This is a genomic window from Acinetobacter sp. SwsAc2 (assembly GCF_013391465.1).
Lineage (GTDB): Bacteria > Pseudomonadota > Gammaproteobacteria > Pseudomonadales > Moraxellaceae > Acinetobacter > Acinetobacter johnsonii.
In genome coordinates this window covers 1-18,481 of sequence record NZ_JACBEZ010000024.1, presented here as the reverse complement: position 1 = coordinate 18,481, position 18,481 = coordinate 1, and the positions used below count along the sequence as shown (strand labels likewise).

Annotated in this window: 20 protein-coding genes, 1 other RNA gene and 1 pseudogene; 19 read left to right on the top strand and 3 right to left on the bottom strand. The window is 42.6% G+C overall.

The window, feature by feature from the left end; genetic code table 11:
* Positions 1-248: 248 nt before the first annotated feature.
* The 3 genes from HYI04_RS11355 (at position 249) to HYI04_RS11345 (ending at position 2,987) form a co-directional block, all read left to right on the top strand.
* Positions 249-1,226, top strand: a complete 978-nt coding sequence (locus tag HYI04_RS11355) for a sensor domain-containing diguanylate cyclase (protein WP_159153018.1) — start codon at positions 249-251, stop codon at positions 1,224-1,226.
* A 334-nt stretch (positions 1,227-1,560) separates the two neighbouring features.
* Positions 1,561-2,013, top strand: a complete 453-nt coding sequence (locus HYI04_RS11350) for an ABZJ_00895 family protein (RefSeq protein WP_058952295.1) — start codon at positions 1,561-1,563, stop codon at positions 2,011-2,013.
* A gap of 53 nt (positions 2,014-2,066) precedes the next feature.
* The gene (locus tag HYI04_RS11345) at positions 2,067-2,987 is read left to right on the top strand and encodes a TIGR01777 family oxidoreductase (RefSeq protein WP_178896172.1); all 921 of its coding nucleotides are present in this window, start codon (positions 2,067-2,069) and stop codon (positions 2,985-2,987) included.
* A 7-nt stretch (positions 2,988-2,994) separates the two neighbouring features.
* Here HYI04_RS11345 and thiO read toward each other — a convergent pair whose 3' ends face one another.
* Entirely contained in the window at positions 2,995-4,104 is a 1,110-nt protein-coding gene (gene thiO, locus HYI04_RS11340) for a glycine oxidase ThiO (protein WP_178896171.1), read from the bottom strand.
* 27 nt (positions 4,105-4,131) lie between these two features.
* Positions 4,132-5,145, bottom strand: a complete 1,014-nt coding sequence (gene hemB / locus HYI04_RS11335; RefSeq protein ID WP_058869046.1) for a porphobilinogen synthase — start codon at positions 5,143-5,145, stop codon at positions 4,132-4,134.
* A gap of 108 nt (positions 5,146-5,253) precedes the next feature.
* Here hemB and HYI04_RS11330 point away from each other — a divergent pair, with 108 nt between their 5' ends.
* The 3 genes from HYI04_RS11330 (at position 5,254) to HYI04_RS11320 (ending at position 8,686) form a co-directional block, all read left to right on the top strand.
* Complete coding sequence (locus HYI04_RS11330) at positions 5,254-5,751, top strand: thioesterase family protein (RefSeq protein ID WP_004694841.1); 498 nt, start codon at positions 5,254-5,256, stop codon at positions 5,749-5,751.
* Between the two features lie 247 nt (positions 5,752-5,998).
* Complete coding sequence (locus HYI04_RS11325) at positions 5,999-7,150, top strand: efflux RND transporter periplasmic adaptor subunit (RefSeq protein WP_159153021.1); 1,152 nt, start codon at positions 5,999-6,001, stop codon at positions 7,148-7,150.
* A gap of 6 nt (positions 7,151-7,156) precedes the next feature.
* The gene (locus HYI04_RS11320; RefSeq protein WP_148826630.1) at positions 7,157-8,686 is read left to right on the top strand and encodes a DHA2 family efflux MFS transporter permease subunit; all 1,530 of its coding nucleotides are present in this window, start codon (positions 7,157-7,159) and stop codon (positions 8,684-8,686) included.
* Positions 8,687-8,780: 94 nt separating this feature from the next.
* On the opposite strand, the gene glpK is transcribed toward HYI04_RS11320, so the two are convergent.
* A complete protein-coding gene (gene glpK / locus HYI04_RS11315; RefSeq protein WP_159153022.1) occupies positions 8,781-10,265 on the bottom strand; it encodes a glycerol kinase GlpK in 1,485 nt (494 codons plus the stop codon).
* A gap of 130 nt (positions 10,266-10,395) precedes the next feature.
* Here glpK and ssrA point away from each other — a divergent pair.
* The 13 genes and pseudogenes from ssrA to HYI04_RS11250 form a co-directional block, all read left to right on the top strand.
* Positions 10,396-10,754: a transfer-messenger RNA gene (ssrA, locus tag HYI04_RS11310) on the top strand.
* A gap of 179 nt (positions 10,755-10,933) precedes the next feature.
* A complete protein-coding gene (locus HYI04_RS11305) occupies positions 10,934-12,163 on the top strand; it encodes a tyrosine-type recombinase/integrase (protein ID WP_178896170.1) in 1,230 nt (409 codons plus the stop codon).
* 151 nt (positions 12,164-12,314) lie between these two features.
* Positions 12,315-13,793, top strand: coding sequence for a hypothetical protein (locus HYI04_RS11300; protein ID WP_178896169.1), 1,479 nt, complete (start codon positions 12,315-12,317; stop codon positions 13,791-13,793).
* A gap of 85 nt (positions 13,794-13,878) precedes the next feature.
* Positions 13,879-14,094: a hypothetical protein gene (locus tag HYI04_RS11295; protein ID WP_004815244.1), complete on the top strand. Its 216-nt coding sequence runs from the start codon at positions 13,879-13,881 to the stop codon at positions 14,092-14,094.
* Positions 14,095-14,096: 2 nt separating this feature from the next.
* A complete protein-coding gene (locus tag HYI04_RS11290; RefSeq protein WP_178896168.1) occupies positions 14,097-14,693 on the top strand; it encodes a hypothetical protein in 597 nt (198 codons plus the stop codon).
* Between the two features lie 4 nt (positions 14,694-14,697).
* Complete coding sequence (locus HYI04_RS11285) at positions 14,698-14,913, top strand: helix-turn-helix domain-containing protein (RefSeq protein ID WP_178896167.1); 216 nt, start codon at positions 14,698-14,700, stop codon at positions 14,911-14,913.
* Positions 14,910-15,416 (top strand): BRO family protein, encoded by a 507-nt coding sequence (locus HYI04_RS11280; RefSeq protein ID WP_178896166.1) that lies wholly within the window; start codon positions 14,910-14,912, stop codon positions 15,414-15,416. The genes HYI04_RS11285 and HYI04_RS11280 overlap by 4 nt, the downstream gene beginning before the upstream one ends.
* Positions 15,409-15,777: a hypothetical protein gene (locus tag HYI04_RS11275; RefSeq protein WP_178896165.1), complete on the top strand. Its 369-nt coding sequence runs from the start codon at positions 15,409-15,411 to the stop codon at positions 15,775-15,777. The genes HYI04_RS11280 and HYI04_RS11275 overlap by 8 nt, the downstream gene beginning before the upstream one ends.
* Before the next feature lie 9 nt (positions 15,778-15,786).
* The gene (locus tag HYI04_RS11270; protein ID WP_178896164.1) at positions 15,787-16,026 is read left to right on the top strand and encodes a hypothetical protein; all 240 of its coding nucleotides are present in this window, start codon (positions 15,787-15,789) and stop codon (positions 16,024-16,026) included.
* Positions 16,023-16,331 (top strand): hypothetical protein, encoded by a 309-nt coding sequence (locus HYI04_RS11265; protein ID WP_178896163.1) that lies wholly within the window; start codon positions 16,023-16,025, stop codon positions 16,329-16,331. The genes HYI04_RS11270 and HYI04_RS11265 overlap by 4 nt, the downstream gene beginning before the upstream one ends.
* Complete coding sequence (locus HYI04_RS11260; RefSeq protein ID WP_178896162.1) at positions 16,324-16,638, top strand: hypothetical protein; 315 nt, start codon at positions 16,324-16,326, stop codon at positions 16,636-16,638. Before HYI04_RS11265 ends, HYI04_RS11260 begins: the two co-directional genes overlap by 8 nt.
* On the top strand, positions 16,631-18,298 hold the full coding sequence (locus HYI04_RS11255; RefSeq protein ID WP_372239168.1) for a DUF3987 domain-containing protein: 1,668 nt from the start codon (positions 16,631-16,633) through the stop codon (positions 18,296-18,298). The genes HYI04_RS11260 and HYI04_RS11255 overlap by 8 nt, the downstream gene beginning before the upstream one ends.
* 27 nt (positions 18,299-18,325) lie before the next feature.
* A pseudogene (locus HYI04_RS11250) lies at positions 18,326-18,481 on the top strand (IS5/IS1182 family transposase); the annotation flags it as partial.

The window sequence follows — 18,481 nt, the reverse complement described above, 5'->3', positions numbered from 1 at the left end:
TATGTGAAAAAGAAAGCAATGGATTTATTTGATTAACACTATAGTAAAAAGATAAATTATGATTAAAAAATGTTCTTTTAATGGGGTATTATGTAAATCTATGAAATTGTATATCGTGTCATAGCCATAAAAGAAATGTGCAGCTCGTTCACGGATTCAATTTTGAGACTTTATAAGAATGATTTATGCAGAATGCCTAAAAAATAAGTCATGTATTGAGTAGGACAGGGTATAAGGAGAACGTAACTATGTCTGATTCTATTTTCAATTCGCCCCGTATTGTCAATGATCTGGTGTATAAGACGCTGATTGAATCAACACTTGCTATTCCTTGGAGTATTGATTGGGAAACCAAAACGTTTAGTTATATTGGCCCACAAATTGAAAAAGTGCTGGGTTGGAAGCAAGACTCGTGGAGAACAGTCGAAGATTGGGCGATGCGAATGCATGAAAATGATCGTGCATGGGTGGTTGATTTTTGTGTGGCGCAGTCGATTTCGGGGGTTGATCATGAGGCGGATTATCGCGCACTAACCATCAATGGAGAATATATTTGGATTCGCGATGTGGTGCATGTGGTGCGCAAACCCGATGGGGAAGTCGATAGTTTGGTCGGATTTATGTTCGATATTTCGGAGCGTAAAAAACAGGAACAAGAGCTAGAAACACTGAAAAAGCAACTGGAAGAATATTCGTATCAAGATGGTCTAACGGGGATTGCCAACCGCCGCTTCTTTGAAGATAGCTACCAACGCGAATGGCTCAATGCACAGCGTGAACAGCAACCACTGACTCTCATGTTACTAGACATCGATTATTTTAAACAATATAACGATTATAATGGCCATATTCTCGGTGATGCTTGCTTGAAACAAATTGCACAATTACTGAAAAAAAGTGTCTCACGACCACGTGATTTGGTGGCGCGTTTTGGTGGGGAAGAGTTTGTTTTGATATTACCTGATACAACACAAGCGTCTGCAATTGAAGTGGTGGAGCGTATTTTACAGAGTATTCGAACCGCTGATATTTGCCATAGTTCATCGCCATTGGATCAGCGTTTATCGGTCAGTTTAGGGGTGAAAACCATTATCCCAACCCAGAAAAATGACAAAATGGCCTTTTTAAAAGAGGTCGATCAGAATCTGTATTTGGCCAAAGAGCAGGGACGCAATGGTTATGTCATTCAGGATGCAGAAGACGTCCAGCACTTAAACTCATATTAAATTTTAAGGGTTTCTTCATCTATTGAGGTGGGGGAGCACTGAAAAATCAGTCCTCAAAAAAATAAAGACCGACGATTCGAGTGATGATGAAATCGTCGGTCAAAGAAAACTGCTTCACGCTTAAATGTCGGCTGCTGACAACATTTAAATTTGGAGCCAATCTTATTGCTCTAGGAAAGGTCACCGTACGTATTGTGGATGCCGGTACAATGTTGACGGTTGCTGCGACCTTGTACCCTATTTAACGCACATCAACTTCGATTGGTTGACATGAAAATGAAAAAAAACTGAATTTTTTTTATAATGATTTTTTGGCTGGGTTTAAAGTAGCGCTATGATTTCGCTAACACGATATTTTCTCTGGTTTTTTTTCATATGTTTTGTCTTTAGTTGTGTCTGTGGTGTGCTCGCTGCACTACTTCCGACAGGGATGGGAGCTGTATTAACGGCTGTACCTTATTTGGTGGCCATGATTTGGGTTTTACTTAAATTTATTAAGCAGCAGCGCCGTGCGCCAAGCCAAGCAGAGCGGAAGAAATTCACTTTAGGTTTTAGTCTAATTTTTTGGAGCTATAACTTTGCCTTTCTCATGTTAGGTTTATTTATCTTTGCGCAAGGAGATGCTGAAGTTTGGCAAAACTTTATGCTCTACGTCCAACAACCGCAATTTATCAGTATGGTGGTGATTCTGATTTTATTGATTGCGATTCCGCTGTATGTGCTGACTTACTGGTTTTATGGCAAACAAGCGGAGCGTATGGCAGCAAAAATGATCGATCAATCGTAAAGCTTTCCTCTAAATGCTATAGTTTGAGCAAAAGCATCATTTGAGATCACGCTATGCAAAAAGAACGTGTATTGGTGACAGGAGCAAGTGGTTTTATTGGTTCAAACTTGCTCGATTATTTATTAGAAAAAGATTATGAAGTGATCGGCTTAAGTCGACAGAAAAATTTGCCTAAAATTCACCCACATTTGACTTGGATTCGAGCTTTAGAAGAACTCAAGCATGATCGCATTGATTATGTGGTGAATTTGGCTGGGGAAAGTATTGCTCAGGGACGTTGGACAGATACCCGCAAGCAAAAGCTGATCGCCAGTCGTGTTGAAACGACGACGATGCTCTATCAATATCTCGCTAAAAGAAAGATTCAACCGAAATGTATTATTTCAGGTTCAGCAGTGGGCTATTATGGTATCGATCCGACTGAACAATGGACAGAGTGTTGTAATGAGCAGTCAGCGCCGCAGTCTATTTTTATGTCAGAGTTGTGTCAAAAATGGGAACAATCTGCACGGCAAGACACGTCGCAAAATACCAAAATTATTCGTTTAGGCGTGGTCTTTGGACGTGGGGCCGGCATTTTGCCGCAAATGTTGTTTCCGATCAAAATGAACTTATGTGGACGTATTGGTTCGGGGCGGCAACCTGCGGTCTGGGTGCATATTCAAGACGTGCTGCGAGCGATTGAGTTTTTAATGTTGCATGAAACGACTGAACAAGTTTTTAATGTCGTCAGTCCAGAAAAAGTTACCCAGTCAGCATTTGCACAAACTGCAGCGCAAATTCTAAAACGTAGACCTGTACTTTCTTTACCAGCTTTTGTGCTGAAGTTACTTTTAGGCGAGCAGTCTCAACTGGTGCTGAATGGTCAATTTGTTCGCCCCGAAGCATTGAAAGCACAGGGGTTTGAGTTTAAATATCCCACTTTAAAAGAAGCCTTGATCCACATTATTCAACCGCAAAATTTAGCCAAGTAGCGTTTGATCAAGCAAAGCTTACCAAACGCTCAGGATTATAGGCACTGGCGTTAACCGTTAAGCTTTGAGCCAACATCAATTCGCGTAGCAGTCGTGCAGATGCAGGCCCCATACATAGACCATTTCTATAGTGACCGAAGTTTGTCCAGAGATTGGCTATTTCAGGGAAGGGGCCGATATAAGGAACACCCGTTGGTGAACTTGGGCGTAGACCTGCCCAATGCTTCACAATTGGGAAATCTGCCAGCTCAGGCACCATATCCAAACAGGCTTTATAAATATTTTGCTGGGTTTGTAGCGAAGGGCGTTGGTCAAAACCGACATCCGCCATGCTTGAACCACAAACGATATGACCGTCCAAACGTGGAATCAGATACATAACCTGATTCATACACATGGTTGGTAGCCAGTTTTCAGGGGTTTTAAACAGTAACATTTGCCCTTGTACGGGGTTCACTGGAATGCTGCACTGGAGTTGTTCGGACCAGTGCTGTGACCATGCGCCTGTTGCAATCACCACATGATCTGCATGGTAGCTTTGTCCATCAGCAGTTTTTATCCCTTGAACTTGCTGATTGACTATGTCAAAGGTATGTACCCACGCTTGCTCATGAAAGGTGACTTGTGGCTGCCGTTTGAGGTATTCCACAATTGACTTGAGCAGTCGTGGATTACGGACGTTAGCCAATTGCGGAAAATGGATGGCTTGTTGAAAGCGCGTCGAAATGCGGGAATTGACCTGTTCCAGTTGCTCACGTTGCAAAAGCTCACAATGCTGCATCGGTTCTTGGTGTTGATCTTTATAATTTAGGCCAATGTCAAAATCAGCTTCATCAAAAATCAGCATACCTGTTTCGTGGATTTCAAAATCTATCCCCGAAACCGGACTAATTTTTTCATTCCATGCTTGATACATGCTTTTGCCATATTTGGCGAGGTCATTGACACTTTGTGGATAGCGCCATGGGTACATCGGGGAGAGAATCCCTCCACCTGCCCATGAAGCCGCTTGCCCCGCTTGTTGTTGATCAAAAATCTCAACAGAACAACCGTGTTCAATCAGCTCAAGCGCTGTCAGTAAACCACTGATTCCCGCGCCAACGATGGCAATATGCATTGCAACTCAATCCTTCTAAACGCGCTGTTATTTCATATCTTTTAGTTTTAGTGCAGCTTCTTCTGCAAAATAGGTCCAGATGCCATCTGCACCCGCGCGGCGGCAGCTCATCAGTGATTCAATAATCACGCTGTCCGATAACCAGCCGTTTTGGATGGCCGCTGCGAGCATGGCATATTCGCCACTGACTTGGTAAACGAAAGTCGGCACACCGAAGTTGTCTTTGACTTCACGGACAATGTCCAAATACGGCATACCCGGTTTCACAATCACCATGTCAGCCCCTTCTTGAATATCGAGGGCAATTTCATGTAATGCTTCTGCGCGGTTGCCGACATCCATTTGATAGTTGTATTTGTTGCCACCTTTGAGGTTGCTGGATGAACCGACCGCATCACGGAAAGGGCCATAGAAGCTCGACGCGTATTTTGCTGAATAGGCCATGATTGAGGTGTAGATATGACCATTGGCTTCAAAGGCTTGGCGAATCGCACCGATACGACCATCCATCATGTCACTTGGCGCAAAGACATCTGCTCCAGCTTCAGCGTGGCTTAATCCTTGTTTGATAAGGGCTTCAACGGTTTCGTCATTGAGTACATAACCTGTGTCATCAATGATGCCGTCTTGACCATGCGTGGTATACGGGTCAAGTGCGCCATCGGTAATCAGCACCATTTCAGGTAATTCTTTTTTGAGCAGACGTAGCGTGTTTTGAACCACACCATCTTCACGCCATGCTGCTTCGGCAGTTAAGCTTTTATCTTCTTGGGGAGTCACTGGAAATAGCGCCAGTTTCGATACGCCAAGTTCAAGTAAACGTTCTGCTTTTTTTAAGAGTAAGTCTGCAGATAGACGCTGCACCTTCGGCATACTGGGAATGTCTTGCGTTTGGTTTTGTCCCGGCAGTACAAATACTGGATAGATAAGATGATCTGTCGTTAAATGGGTCTCGCGAACCATAGAGCGCAGATGTTCATTTTTACGAATACGGCGCATGCGAGTAGCGGGGAAGGCGGGACGATTGAACGTATAGGTCATACAAATCTCGATAATCGGTATTAAACTAGGTCAGTATTGTAGACCTATCTTATGGCTTTGGGCACATATTGACGGGTTTTTATTGTTTTAAGAGTGAAGCAGATTGTTATGAGTAGTGGTGAAAAAAGCTGGACGGGCAGCATACACTTAGGAGCAAAAGTGGATATAGATGTAGTTTTTGAGCAGTTGGTTAAGGCTTTTAATGCGTCGCCATTTTTTAAGCACAACACCATGACTATGCGAGTCGTTGACGGGCAAATTGAAGCCTATATCGATATGCAAGATTACTTAATTGGCAATGTTGCGTTCCAAATTTTACACGGGGGCGTGGCTGCAACGGTTTTGGACAGTATTGGCGGTATTGTGGCGATGGGGGAGCTGTATAAAAAAGCGGAACCTGACACGATTGCGGACACCATTAAAAAGGTATCCCGTTTAGCTACAGTGGATATGCGAGTTGATTATCTTGCGCCGGGACGTGGAAAATACTTTATTGCCCGTGCTGAAACCCTAAGATTGGGGCGTAAAGGCTGCACGATGCGCATGACCATGGTCAATGATGAAGGCAAATCGATTGCCACAGCTATTGCTTCTTATGCTTATTAGTTTTAAATTAATTAAGTATTTAATATTCAAGTGAAATTTATAGCATCTAATAGGAAGTTGGATGCTGAAAACTAAAATAGACTGAGCAGTTACAATTTATTTTCTCAAAATGTGATTATTTGCTCTTAGAATGCATCAAATTTTATTGTGACTTTCTCATCGACACCAATGCAGACAATACTTGTCTGATGTCCCTTTCGCAGGGATGATGCCGGCTGACCAAGTCTGTTAGATTTAGGAAAAATCAATGACAGATGCCTCAAATACACTGCCAGATACTGATCCAGCCGATCAAATCAATGATCAAGCACTGAAAGCCAAACGTAAGAAAAGCTTAGGTTTCGTAGCTGTGATCCTGATCATTGCTGCCATTTTATTCTTGATTTGGAAACTGTTTTTTAACCATTCGGTTTCAACGGATAATGCTTATGTGGGCGCAGAAACGGCTTCGATTACCTCTATGGTGACAGGCCAAGTTGAAAAAGTGTTGGTCAGTGACACGCAAACTGTAAAGCAAGGCGATGTGCTGGTTTTGGTCGATCATCGTGATGCTGAAATTGCTGTAGCCCAAGCTCAGGCCGAATTACTTAAAGCACAGCGCCAATATAAACAAAGTGCGGCCAACAGCAGCTCTTTAAACTCACAAGTCTTTGTGAGTGATGACGCCATTCATAGTGCTGAAGCGCAAGTGGCTAAAGCCAAAGCAGAGTTGGATAAAGCGCAAGATGATTTGAACCGTCGTCAGCAGTTGAGTGCGACAGGCGCGATTTCTAAAGAAGAATTAAGCACAGCACAAGCTGCTTTAAATAATGCACAAGCGGGCTATAACTTGGCGCAAGCGGGTTGGGCGCAGGCTAAATCAAGTCAGAAAGCCGCGCAAAGTAACTTGGCTGCAAATGAAGCTTTAATTCAAGGCAGCAATGAAAATTCGACTCCCGATGTTTTGGTTGCTCAAGCAAAACTGAAACAAGCTTTACTTGATTTAGAACGTACTGAAATTAAAGCACCATTTGATGGGGTGGTGACGAGCCGAAAAATTCAAGTTGGACAGCGTGTGGCGCCGGGTTCGGTGCTCATGGTGGTGGTTCCAATTTCACAGTTATATGTCGACGCGAACTTTAAAGAAAGCCAGCTTGAAAATGTACGCCCAGGTCAAAAAGCGGTTTTAACCTCAGACCTCTATGGTAACTCGGTTGAGTTCCATGGCACGGTCTTGGGCTTCTCTGGTGGAACAGGTTCTGCCTTCGCGCTGATTCCTGCACAAAATGCCACAGGTAACTGGATTAAAGTGGTACAGCGTTTGCCTGTACGTATTCAACTCGACCCGAAAGAGTTGGCTGAACATCCTTTACGTGTTGGCTTGTCGATGGAAGCTCAAATCGATCTGAAATCGAAGTAGTTGCACATGAATAACTACGTTCCCTATGGTGACTTAAAGGGTGGTCGCCTGATGCTGGCGGCTTTCGTTCTTGCTTTGGCCAACTTTATGGTCGTGCTGGACATGACCATTGCCAATGTTTCTGTGCCTCATATTACGGGAAGTCTTGCCGTATCGAGTTCGCAAGGAACATGGGTGATTACCTCTTATGCCGTCGCTGAAGCGATTTGTGTTCCCTTAACAGGCTGGCTCGCAGGTCGTTTTGGCGGCGTGAGGGTTTTTACCTTAAGTCTGATTGGCTTCACCATATTTTCGGTACTGTGTGGTTTATCGACCAGTTTAGAAATGCTAGTTTTCTGCCGAATTGGTCAAGGTTTATTTGGTGGCCCGATCATGCCGCTCAGTCAGATGTTACTGATGCGGATTTTCCCTCCAGAAAAGCAATCCCAAGCGATGGGCATGTGGGCAATGACGACAGTGGTTGGCCCGATTCTTGGTCCAATTTTAGGAGGAACCATCAGTGACAACATGTCTTGGCATTGGATTTTCTTTATTAATATTCCTGTTGGGATCGCATGTGCTTTTGCTGCGATGCGTCTGCTTAAACCTGCGGAAACCGCAACGGCCAAACTCAAAATTGATCGGGGTGGATTGATCCTCCTGATTTTATGGATTGGGGCATTACAGCTCATGCTTGATTTAGGGCATGAACGTGATTGGTTTAATAGCCCTGCGATCGTGGTACTGGCTTTAACGGCTGTGATTGGCTTGGTGATTTTTACCATTTGGGAGCTGACCGAACGGCATCCAGTGGTGAATATCCAAATCTTTAGATACCGTAGTTTCACGATTTCTGTCTTGGCACTGGCCTTTGGCTTTGGCGCATTTTTTGGCAGTATTGTACTGATTCCGCAGTGGTTACAGATCAATTTGGGTTATACCGCAACTTGGGCTGGTTATTTAACCGCAACCATGGGTTTTGGTAGTTTAGCCATGTCACCCATTGTGGCGAAATTGGCAACCAAATATGACCAACGTGCACTGGCCAGTTTTGGTTTGAGCATCTTGGGCGGGGTGACTTTGATGCGTTCGTTCTGGACCACAGATGCTGACTTTTTTGCATTGGCACTTCCGCAAATCTTGCAGGGCTTTGCTGTACCATTTTTCTTTATCCCATTATCAAACATGGCACTGTCATCGGTATTACCACATGAAATGGCATCTGCCGCAGGTTTAATGAACTTCTTAAGAACCATGGCAGGGGCGATAGGCGCATCTATTGCTGTCACTATTTGGGACGACCATACTAAAGTTGCACGTAGCGAAATGGTCGGCAGTTTGCATACAGATCAAACCCAGTCGGTGTTGATGCAGCAGGGAATGAGCGCGGAAGGTGCATTAGGCTATATTTCTAGTTTAGTGGATAAAGAAGCATTGACCTTGTCGGCAAATTATATTTTCCTGATCTTGGCCTTGGTGTTCCTATTTGCAGCATCCATTATTTGGCTCTGTCCTAAACCTAAAATAGGGGCAGGCGGTGGTGGACATGCGCATTAGGCTAATAAAAAACCGCTTTTAGAAGCGGTTTTTTACTATGTATGTTATGCAGTTTTATGATGTTTTGATATTTCAAAACAATAGCGTTAAATAATCAAAGTTCTGACTTTGTGCGTCTTAAAGCGGACTGCCATTGTTGTAAGTGAAACTCACGTTGATCTGGACTCATTTTCGGTTCAAAGGCACGCTCAAGCTGCCAAGACTGTGCAATTTCGTCCAAACTTGAGAATACGCCACACCTTAAGCCGGCCATGGCTGCCGCGCCCCATGCGGTCGACTCCTGCATCTTAGGGCGTAGTACAGGCACATTTAAAATATCGGCTTGAAATTGCATAAGCATGTCATTTTGACTGGCACCACCATCGACGCGGAGCTCTTTCAGCGGCTGCTTAATATCGGCTTGCATGGCGGTCAGTACATCAGAGACTTGAAAGGCAATGGACTCTAAAGCCGCACGGGCGATATGGGCCTTATTGGTGCCGCGTGACATTCCACATAACAGGGCACGTGCTTCACTGTCCCAGTGTGGCGCACCGAGCCCAGTAAAGGCAGGAACAAGTATCACGCCATCGGTATCTTGAACTGTACAAGCTAATTTTTCAACATCGCTACTTTTTTGAATAATGCCTAAATTATCTCGTAGCCACTGAACAATCGCACCGGCCATAAATACACTGCCTTCTAGGGCATAAGTGGTTTGATGTTGCGTTTTCCAACCCAGCGTCGAAAGCAGTTTGTTCTTACTGTATTGAACGGTCTCGCCTGTATTGAACAGCATAAAACAACCTGTGCCATAGGTATTTTTGGCAGTCCCAATGTCAAAACAGGACTGTCCAAACAGCGCAGACTGTTGGTCGCCTAATATGCCTGTAATCGGAATATTGGCACCGAGTAAGCCTGCCGCGGTATCGGCGACATAGGTGTCCGAGTTGATGATTTTTGGCAGTAATGCAGACGGAATATTAAATAGATCTAACAGCTCTTCATCCCACTGCTGGGTACTTAAGTTCATGAGCATGGTGCGAGAGGCATTGCTGACTTCGATGACATGTTGAGCACCTTGGGTAAGATTCCAAATCAGCCAACTATCAATCGTGCCAAAGGCCACATGCCCCTGTTCAGCCAGTGTGCGTAGACCATTGACATGCTCGAGTAACCAGACCAATTTTCCTGCACTAAAGTAAGGGTCAATTCGGAGTCCAGTTTTGGATTGAATCTTATCTTTTAGGTTTTGCTGTAGGAGCTGATTGCACCATTCAAATGCACGACGGTCTTGCCAGATAATGGCAGGCGCAAGCGGTTGTCCTGTACGTTTATCCCATACGACAGTCGTTTCTCTTTGGTTAGTAAGACCAATTGCTTTGATGTCTTTGGCTAAAATACGAGCAGAAGCCAGAGCCTGCTGTACAACAGCAATTTGTGAGCTCCAAATCTCTTGGGCATCTTGTTCTACCCAGCCTGATTGGGGGGTATGTATACGTGTTTCGCGTTGCGCCGTTGCCTGAACTTGACCTTGTTCATTGAAAATAATGGCACGACTCGAAGTGGTTCCTTGGTCGAGTGCAAGTAAGTAGCTCATAAATTATTTTATTGTTGGACTTGAAAACCAAAATATTAGCGCAATTATGTAATTAAGCGCATCAATATGTGTGTTTGTTTAGAAAATAGATCGTATTTTCTAGCAACTATGCTATGATTGCCGCTACTTTGGGGGTGTTTCTGGCTTCGACGCTGGTGATGAAACTCATAGATGCATGTCGAGAGCGCATTTTCTCTCGTAAATCAAATTTGCATTTTTTAGTCGCAAACGACGAATCATACGCTCTAGCTGCCTAAGGGCAGCTTGTCCGCCTCTCCGAATACTTGTGGTTAGAGAGTCCGACTGAAGCGCACGCACACAAGTCCGTATAAAACCAAGCCTCGGGGTTTTGTACTAAATTAAGAGGATCGCGATTTGTACCCTGTTCGTCGGGTCACAAAGAGTTAAAACAGTAGACGATATCTAAGCATGTAGTATTCTCGAGCGTAGTGCTGGCGGACGCGGGTTCAACTCCCGCCACCTCCACCAAATACCTAACAAAACATGGCAAAATATGCCAAGTTTTAAAACGAAAAGGCTTGATTCTAAAGGGGTTGAGCCTTTTTTCTTGCCTAAACATAACCAAATATAACTAGCTACAGTGTACATGCACCGTGTACACTGTCTTGTACATTGCAAGATTTATTGAATCCGTTGGTGTACAAGCCATGAAAAGAACAGAAATTAAACGTAGACCTTTATCAGATACCGTACTGGCTAACTTAGAACCTGAATCGAAAGAGTATCGGGAGCTGGACGGTGATGGCTTATATTTTCGTGTGAAGCCTGATGGTAAAAAAGCATGGTTATTCAGATATAAAAAAGCTGATGGTAAATGGTCATGGCTTGGCATCGGAACCTATCCTGAATTGTCAGGCAAAGGCGCAAGAAAAAAAGCATCTGAGATAGTTCAAGACATTTCGCACGGCGATAATCCAATCATTACCAAACAAGAACGCAAGCGCAAAGAGCTTGAGCAGAATAATGCCACCTTTGAAGTATTGGCTCGTGAATGGCTGGACACAAAAGCCAACACTTGGGTACATGACACCATGATCAGAAACAAGGGTGCATTAGAAAAACATATATTCCCGATTTTTGGAAAACGCTTGTACACCAGCATAAAGCCTATTGAATGGATGAATCATTTAAAAGGTATTCAACAAAAGCAGGGTATATATGAACAAGTAAATCGAGTTCGGGCTATGTGTCGTGATATATACGATTTTGCAAAGGTGACAGGCCGTATTGATTATAATCCACTGGAGGGGCTGCAAAAGTTCCTACAGCAAGGTATTAAACAAAATATGTCGCATGTGAGTGAACAGGAGTTCCCAGCACTACTTAGGGCAATCAATAATTATCCAACTATGGACGTTCGGATGGGATTGCAGCTTTTAGCTATGTTGTTCTGCCGACCTACCGAGCTAAGAGAAGCCAAGTGGCAGGAGTTCGACCTAGATCAAGGGGTGTGGAATATACCAGCCGAGCGTATGAAGAAACGCCGTGAGCATATCGTACCTTTATCCACTCAAGCATTAGCAATATTAAAAGAGTTGCAGACCTACCAAACTAATTCAGATTATTTATTTCCGAGCAGATCGGATAAGAGTAAGCCAAAGTCAGACACCGTTTTCATTATGGCTTTGCGCCGTATGGGGTATGAGGGCAGACAGACACCGCATGGATTTAGGCATATTGCCAGCACCTTATTAAACAATCGTGGTTTTGATGAACGTCATATCGAGGCAGCACTGGCACACGTAAAGGACGGCGTGGCAGGGGTGTATAACAAGGCTCAATATTTAGATGACAGAGCAAGCATGATGCAATGGTATGCGAACCATTTAGAAGAAATTGCGGATCAGAGCATTATTCAATTTAAAAAGGCGAAGTGACAAGACTTGTCGCAGCAATTGCCACTAAATGCACAAATATAGGGAAATATAGATTATATTTAGTTTGCTAGGTATAGGCAGGCCAGCCGACAAGCAAGTACCCAACTTGTTTACCTAGCATCATTTTGGGGGGTGCTGTGGGAGGCATAAAGTGAAATTATTAGAGTTAGCGAAAAAAAACTTACAAGAATATATCTCTGTCAGAGAAACTCTTGAGCTTATTGCAAGTACACAGCAAACTCCTCTTAGCTATGTAGCTATATTTCTGATTAGTCAAAATTTTGATACAAATATTGCTACTTACGATGTAGATAGGTTCTTTATCGTTCACTCTAACGATGAGTTTAATTGGGGTACATTCCAATACACGAATTCTATACTTTCCAATTTAGCTGATAATGAGAAATATAAAGAAGTTTTTACTTTTGATGATAGTAGCTTGCCAGAAAACCTAGCAAATGCTTATTGGAAAAGAAGTGAGCTTTATAATTTGGATTTAATAAAGCAATTATCTATCGATTTCTATTTCCGTGTACAAGATATTAGAGAAATTTTTCATAATAGAAATTTGAATTTAAAGGATTTTCAGTTTCATGATGTATTTTCAGATAAAGAGGTAATCACTTTATTGAAAAGTGGCATTCCTTCATATCTTCCTGATAGTGTTGAGAAGTATAGTTTAATTGAGAGTTTTATCGATTCTAGCCTTAATTTTTTCGAACTTAATTTTGAGAGTGGCTTTGAAATAACGAGAACTGAGTTAAAGCAGTTATTTTTTGATAATCAAATTATTATTAAAAATTTTAATGATGATTTACTGAATAGTGAAGTATCAAACAGTCGTAATATTTGGGATGAAAATTATTTAGCTACTTTGGAATCTGGCTTATTGCTTGAAGCTGAAGAGACTTTTTTCTCTATAGAGAGTTTTCAAAATGTAGATGAAAGAATCCATATCCAAGAAGATCTGCCAGCATATTTAAAAATATTATTAATGAACGAATACTTTTCAGTCGTCGAAGCAGCTTGTCTAATATCTAAAGATGATCCAAGTAAGGTTCAGGCATTAATCGATAATAATGACCTTAGCTATGATGCTTGGCATTATAGTGAGCATATTCAAGCAATGACAGTTGTTAAAAATGCGATAAGTACACATAGACTTGATAGTGTAAATGAAGGTATTTCTAGAGTCTCTTTGCAAGTGTTTCTATTTGAGAAAAATTATATACTTCCTGGTTTCAATGATGCTTTACCAATAAATAATGGCATTGTTAATATTTCTACCTTAGCAAGCAATCATCACTCTCTTTCAGAAGAGAATGAATTTCTAAAACATCAATTGGAAAAAAAAGAAGATCAAATTCAGGAGCTAATAACAAAACTTAAAATCCAAACTAATGAATTGGCTACTAGTGAAGAATCCAAACTAAAAAGTACAAGAGCGGAAAATAACGTAGCAAAACTAATTTTAACCTTATCAAGTATGGCGAAAATTGATGTATCCAAGCCTTATTCTCCATATGAATCATTAAGAATCGAAGCTGATTTATTAGGAATTGATAGATTTCCTAGTGATGAAAACATCGCAGGTTGGCTCAAAAAAGCTAACAACCAAAATCCTAACTAGGATATAGGCTAATCCTAACTAGGATTAATCAAATAAATCATACCCATACTAAACCCACTATATTTTTGTATAAGTGGGCTTTTTTATGACTATCAAACCAATCCGCGTTCAATTCAAAACTGCTTGTGAACTACTAGACATAAGCCGCGAATCATTGCGCCATATCGTGCGTACTGATGCAGCATTTCCGCGACCAATCAAAACAGGGGATACCAAACAGGCTCCAGTCTATTTCGACTATGCCGAGCTTGTAGAGTGGCATAACAGCCAAAAGCAAAGCCTTGCTGTAATGGAGGCTTAATCATGGAAATTACCCTACAGGATGCAATCAGCATCACCCAGCAGGCACAAAGTAAACTTGAGCAAATCAACCATGCCGCAAATCAAGAACAGATAAAGAACCTTTTTATTGATGTGTCGGATTTCACTTGTCTGACCCTTGAGTGCTTCACTGATGAAGTTAAAACAGAAGCCAATACAAAACAGATTGAGCAGGCAATTGACCTGCTCGACCATGTTTCTATCCGAGCTTCTGAACTGGGCCGAGAAGTATTTTTAAAGCCTTATTCAATTGATGACTACCTAAAGGCCGAGGCCAACAAGCTAAAGACCTTCACACAATTGGTACTTGATGTATTGAGTATTACAAGCCCAGCCGATCTATACGTCTATGCACTTGCATCATATTGTGCGACTGGCGAAGCGGATCAGGAAGCAGATTTAATCGTAAATGATGACTCTATGAAGTTTTTAGAGGTTCGGGGCTTTAGTGGGACAGTCAAAGAGCTACGTGAAGAACGTGCCGACATGATGAAACATGCAGATGCCAAGGATGTTTTGATAGTTCATATCGGAACCATTCACAAGCTGTCTGATGCATTGTCAGGAATGGGAGCATAAGAACATGAATAACACCCAATTAGAACAGATTTTAGAACACCTCAAGCAAGGTAAGAGCATCACACCAATTGAAGCACTGGAGCAGTACGGCTGCTTTCGTTTAAGTGCAGTTATCTTAAAGCTACGTAAACAAGGCTGTGACATTGTGACCCATCATGAGCGCAATAGTTCAGGCATTGGCACCCATGCACGTTATGAGCTTAAGCAGGTGGCAGCATGAATCCATCTATATTTAACTTCAATGAACACGGCGTTCGAATTGTCCTAGATGACAGTAAAGAACCGTGGTTTTGTTTGACCGATGTTTATAAGTCTTTAGACATAAGCCGTACATCACGACTATTTCGTGAGTTAGATTCAAAGGGTGTGGCGGATTGCCACATCCCGACAAATGGCGGTACTCAAAAGCTCAAGTTTATCAATGAGCCAAATCTATACCGCATTATCTTTCGTTCTAATAAGCCTCAAGCATTGAGCTTTCAAGACTGGGTATTTGCTGAGGTATTGCCGAGCATCCGCAAGACTGGGAGTTATGTAGCACGGCAGACCGCCTATGAAGAACTGAACCGCCTATGTATGCAAGAAAAAGTTTCCAAGGACAAAGGTACATTTCACAGCTTAGGTATGCACCGCCGTAAACACGAAAAGCATTTAAACGCCGTCCGCATTGAAACATGCAAAGCAAATTTACAGCTAACTTTTGAGGGGGTAGACAATGAATAAATATGTAAACCCTGAGTTTTTCAAAGCTTTTGACCATTACAAAGCAATGCTTGCCCAGTATGGGGAACATCACCCCATCACAGAGCAGGCACTCATTTTGACAATGCACTACACGCCTGAGCATATCAAAGAAGAAATGCACCAAAAGGCCAAAGAACTAAACCTACTGCCACCGCCAAGCGGTTACACGGATGACGGCGAACCTATGTACCGCCTAGAGGACATTGCAAAGCATTTCGGCATTTCGTTTGAAGAAGCAGAACAGCGTTTATTGCAGATGATGGATAACTGCCAGCAAGTCGGATTATCAAATGACGGCGTTTTGATTAATTCAGATATTCATATCAACCGTGTGCAGTGAGGTGAAATCATGAAAGATTTTGTATTGGCTTCATACCGACCAATGAGAGAAGCAGAAACCGAGGCACATTTATTCGTGAATGATGAATCAATGGTATTTGTTGAACTTGATGCGGTGGACGGTGCAGAGCTGGAGATTTTAGCAACGCATGAAAAGTTGATGAAGAACCCCGATGCGGTGGACGTTGTTGTATTTCACTACGGCAGCTTAAAGACCTTGTTTGACAAGTTGGTAGAGGTGGGGGCATGAAAAACAAGTTATTCAATATTGCTAACATGCCAAAGTATGGTTATATTAATCAGGCTTTGAGCAAAATCTCAAAGTTAGCTTTGGTCGGCTATTACTATAAAGGCGCATACAGTCCGCTTCGGGCTTTTTTTATGCGTTCTAACTCTATGCGTTCGCATTTTATGGTGAAGCTGGAGGGGGACATCTTCGGATGTGCTGGGTTCCTTTGTAGCCAGTCGACCAACCCCTTTCAGCTTTGCCACCTTAATTACTTGGTCGTAATAGGCAAAGCTCCAATCTACAAAGGAGCGCATTCTCATGCCTAATCAAATCAATTCTACAAATACACCTAAAAAATACGATGCTAGCGATATGCACGACCTAGCTTCATTATCTGAATCGGATATGAACTGGATGTGTACAGCAATCAGCCATATCAGAAAAGAAGTAATGAAGTTAAACAAGCTGGCAGAGAGTGGAAAAGAAGTCAGTCAGTATCATTTTTCTGAGTTGGTCACTCATTTAGATATGTATGAATATTTAGCAGAAGACCGCCACCGCAACCATGCTAAAGGGGCGGAAGCATACAAGACTGAATGGGAGAAAATGAAAGGGGGTAGCCACAATGCTTGATTATGACCACCCCAAAGAACTAATAACACCCGATGACATTTTAAACGAATGCACACAGCTTGTATCGTTTAATGATGCTTATTCATCACATCCATTAATACAGCGTTTTGGCAGTCCTGAGCAGCCGATCTACGTTGATGATGGCAATGTGGATATAAACGGCGTTAGCTATGCACAGCCTTTGATTATGCCTATCTATGATGGGCAAATGGAGCTTGTTCAATGTGCTGTCATGCAAGATGGGCAGCGTGTAGAGGTCATGCCTGATGGATTGGCTAGAGGCTTTGCAAGGTATGGCGATTTTGACCATGCCCAGCCTGTCATTATCACTTACAGCCTAGAAGCATTCTTTAAAGTTGCCCAAACTGGCTACGCCGTTGTATTGGTGCTACTGCCTACCCTATGCAGCAATCATAAAACAGAACTCAAGCCGTATGATTTTGAACAAATACAGTTCGTTATTAACCAGCTATCACAGGCAGGCTATAAGCAGCTTTATCTACCTGTCCGAATTGAGCAAATGCACCTTGAGCCATTTAAAAAGCTGGAGCAAAACACGGCGGTTAGGCTGCTATGCCAGTATTTAAGAATCGGTGTAAATCAGTTCGAGATTGGATTAAGTCAGGATGAAAGTGTAAGTGAGGTACTGGCGTTTATTGAGGAAGCTATTGAGCTATTAAGTAAGCCTACCGATTGGGGCGAGTTATTGCCGTTATCTCAATCAGAAACCGTTTTAAATCCTTATCCGATACATGCGTTACCACCACTGGCACAGGAGGCAGTAAGGGCCATTTCTGAGCATGTGCAATCACCAATTGCCATGACTGCCCAATGTGTTATTGGTGCTATGTCGCATATTGCACAGGCCCGAGTTAATGCTCCCCATCCATTTAATGCACACGGAGAGCCGTGTAGCTTATTTTTGCTTACAGAGGGGCAAAGTGGCAGCCGTAAGAGTACAAGCCGAAACCTGGCGGATCAGGCAATTATTAAGCATGAACGCAAACAGTACGAGGCATACAGGCAAGAGCTGGAGCAATGGAAAAGCGGACAGGCTGGATTACCTAAAAAAGACCGTGAGGCATATTGTGCAGAGAATCCACCACCTAACGACCCTAGCACCCTATACAGCGATATAACCCTTGAATCTATTGCAGGGCTTTTCATTGATGGTGTTTTAAATAATGCATCCATTGCCAGTGATGAAGCAGGTCAATTTTTTGGTGGCCATAGCATGAAAGCCGATACACGTAACCAGGCACTAGGAGGATATGCAAAGTTATTTGATGATGGTTTTGTGGAGCGTACCCGATCCAAGTCTAATTTGAACGGCAGTGGACGAGCTTATGACGTTCGATTGACGTTTAATTTGCAGGGACAGCACGAAGTTCTAGCAGAAGCATTAAAAGACCCAGTGCTAAGGGGACAAGGTTTTTTGCCTAGATTCATTCTAACCATCCCTGAAAATCTAGCAGGCACACGCCTACAAGATGCAATCTATCGAAATAAGAATGCAAGCACTGACCATAGGCTTATAGCCTACTGGACACGATGCGAATATCTACTTGATGACTGCCCTCAAGTAAAAGCAGAGCATGAGTTACATAATGGGCGTTATGTTCTGCCTATGAATGGCTTTGTTGCACAAACCTATCTCTAAAGGCTTATTCCACAATATAATTCTCAAATGAATAAGCCCACACCTAAAATCTATCATACAACCAATTGGTCTTCTTATAACAGTGCATTAATAAATCGAGGAAATCTCTCAATTTGGTTTGATCCCAAGACTCAATGGTACGCTCAACCCAAAGGTAAACATGGTCGAAATCAAACTTATTCA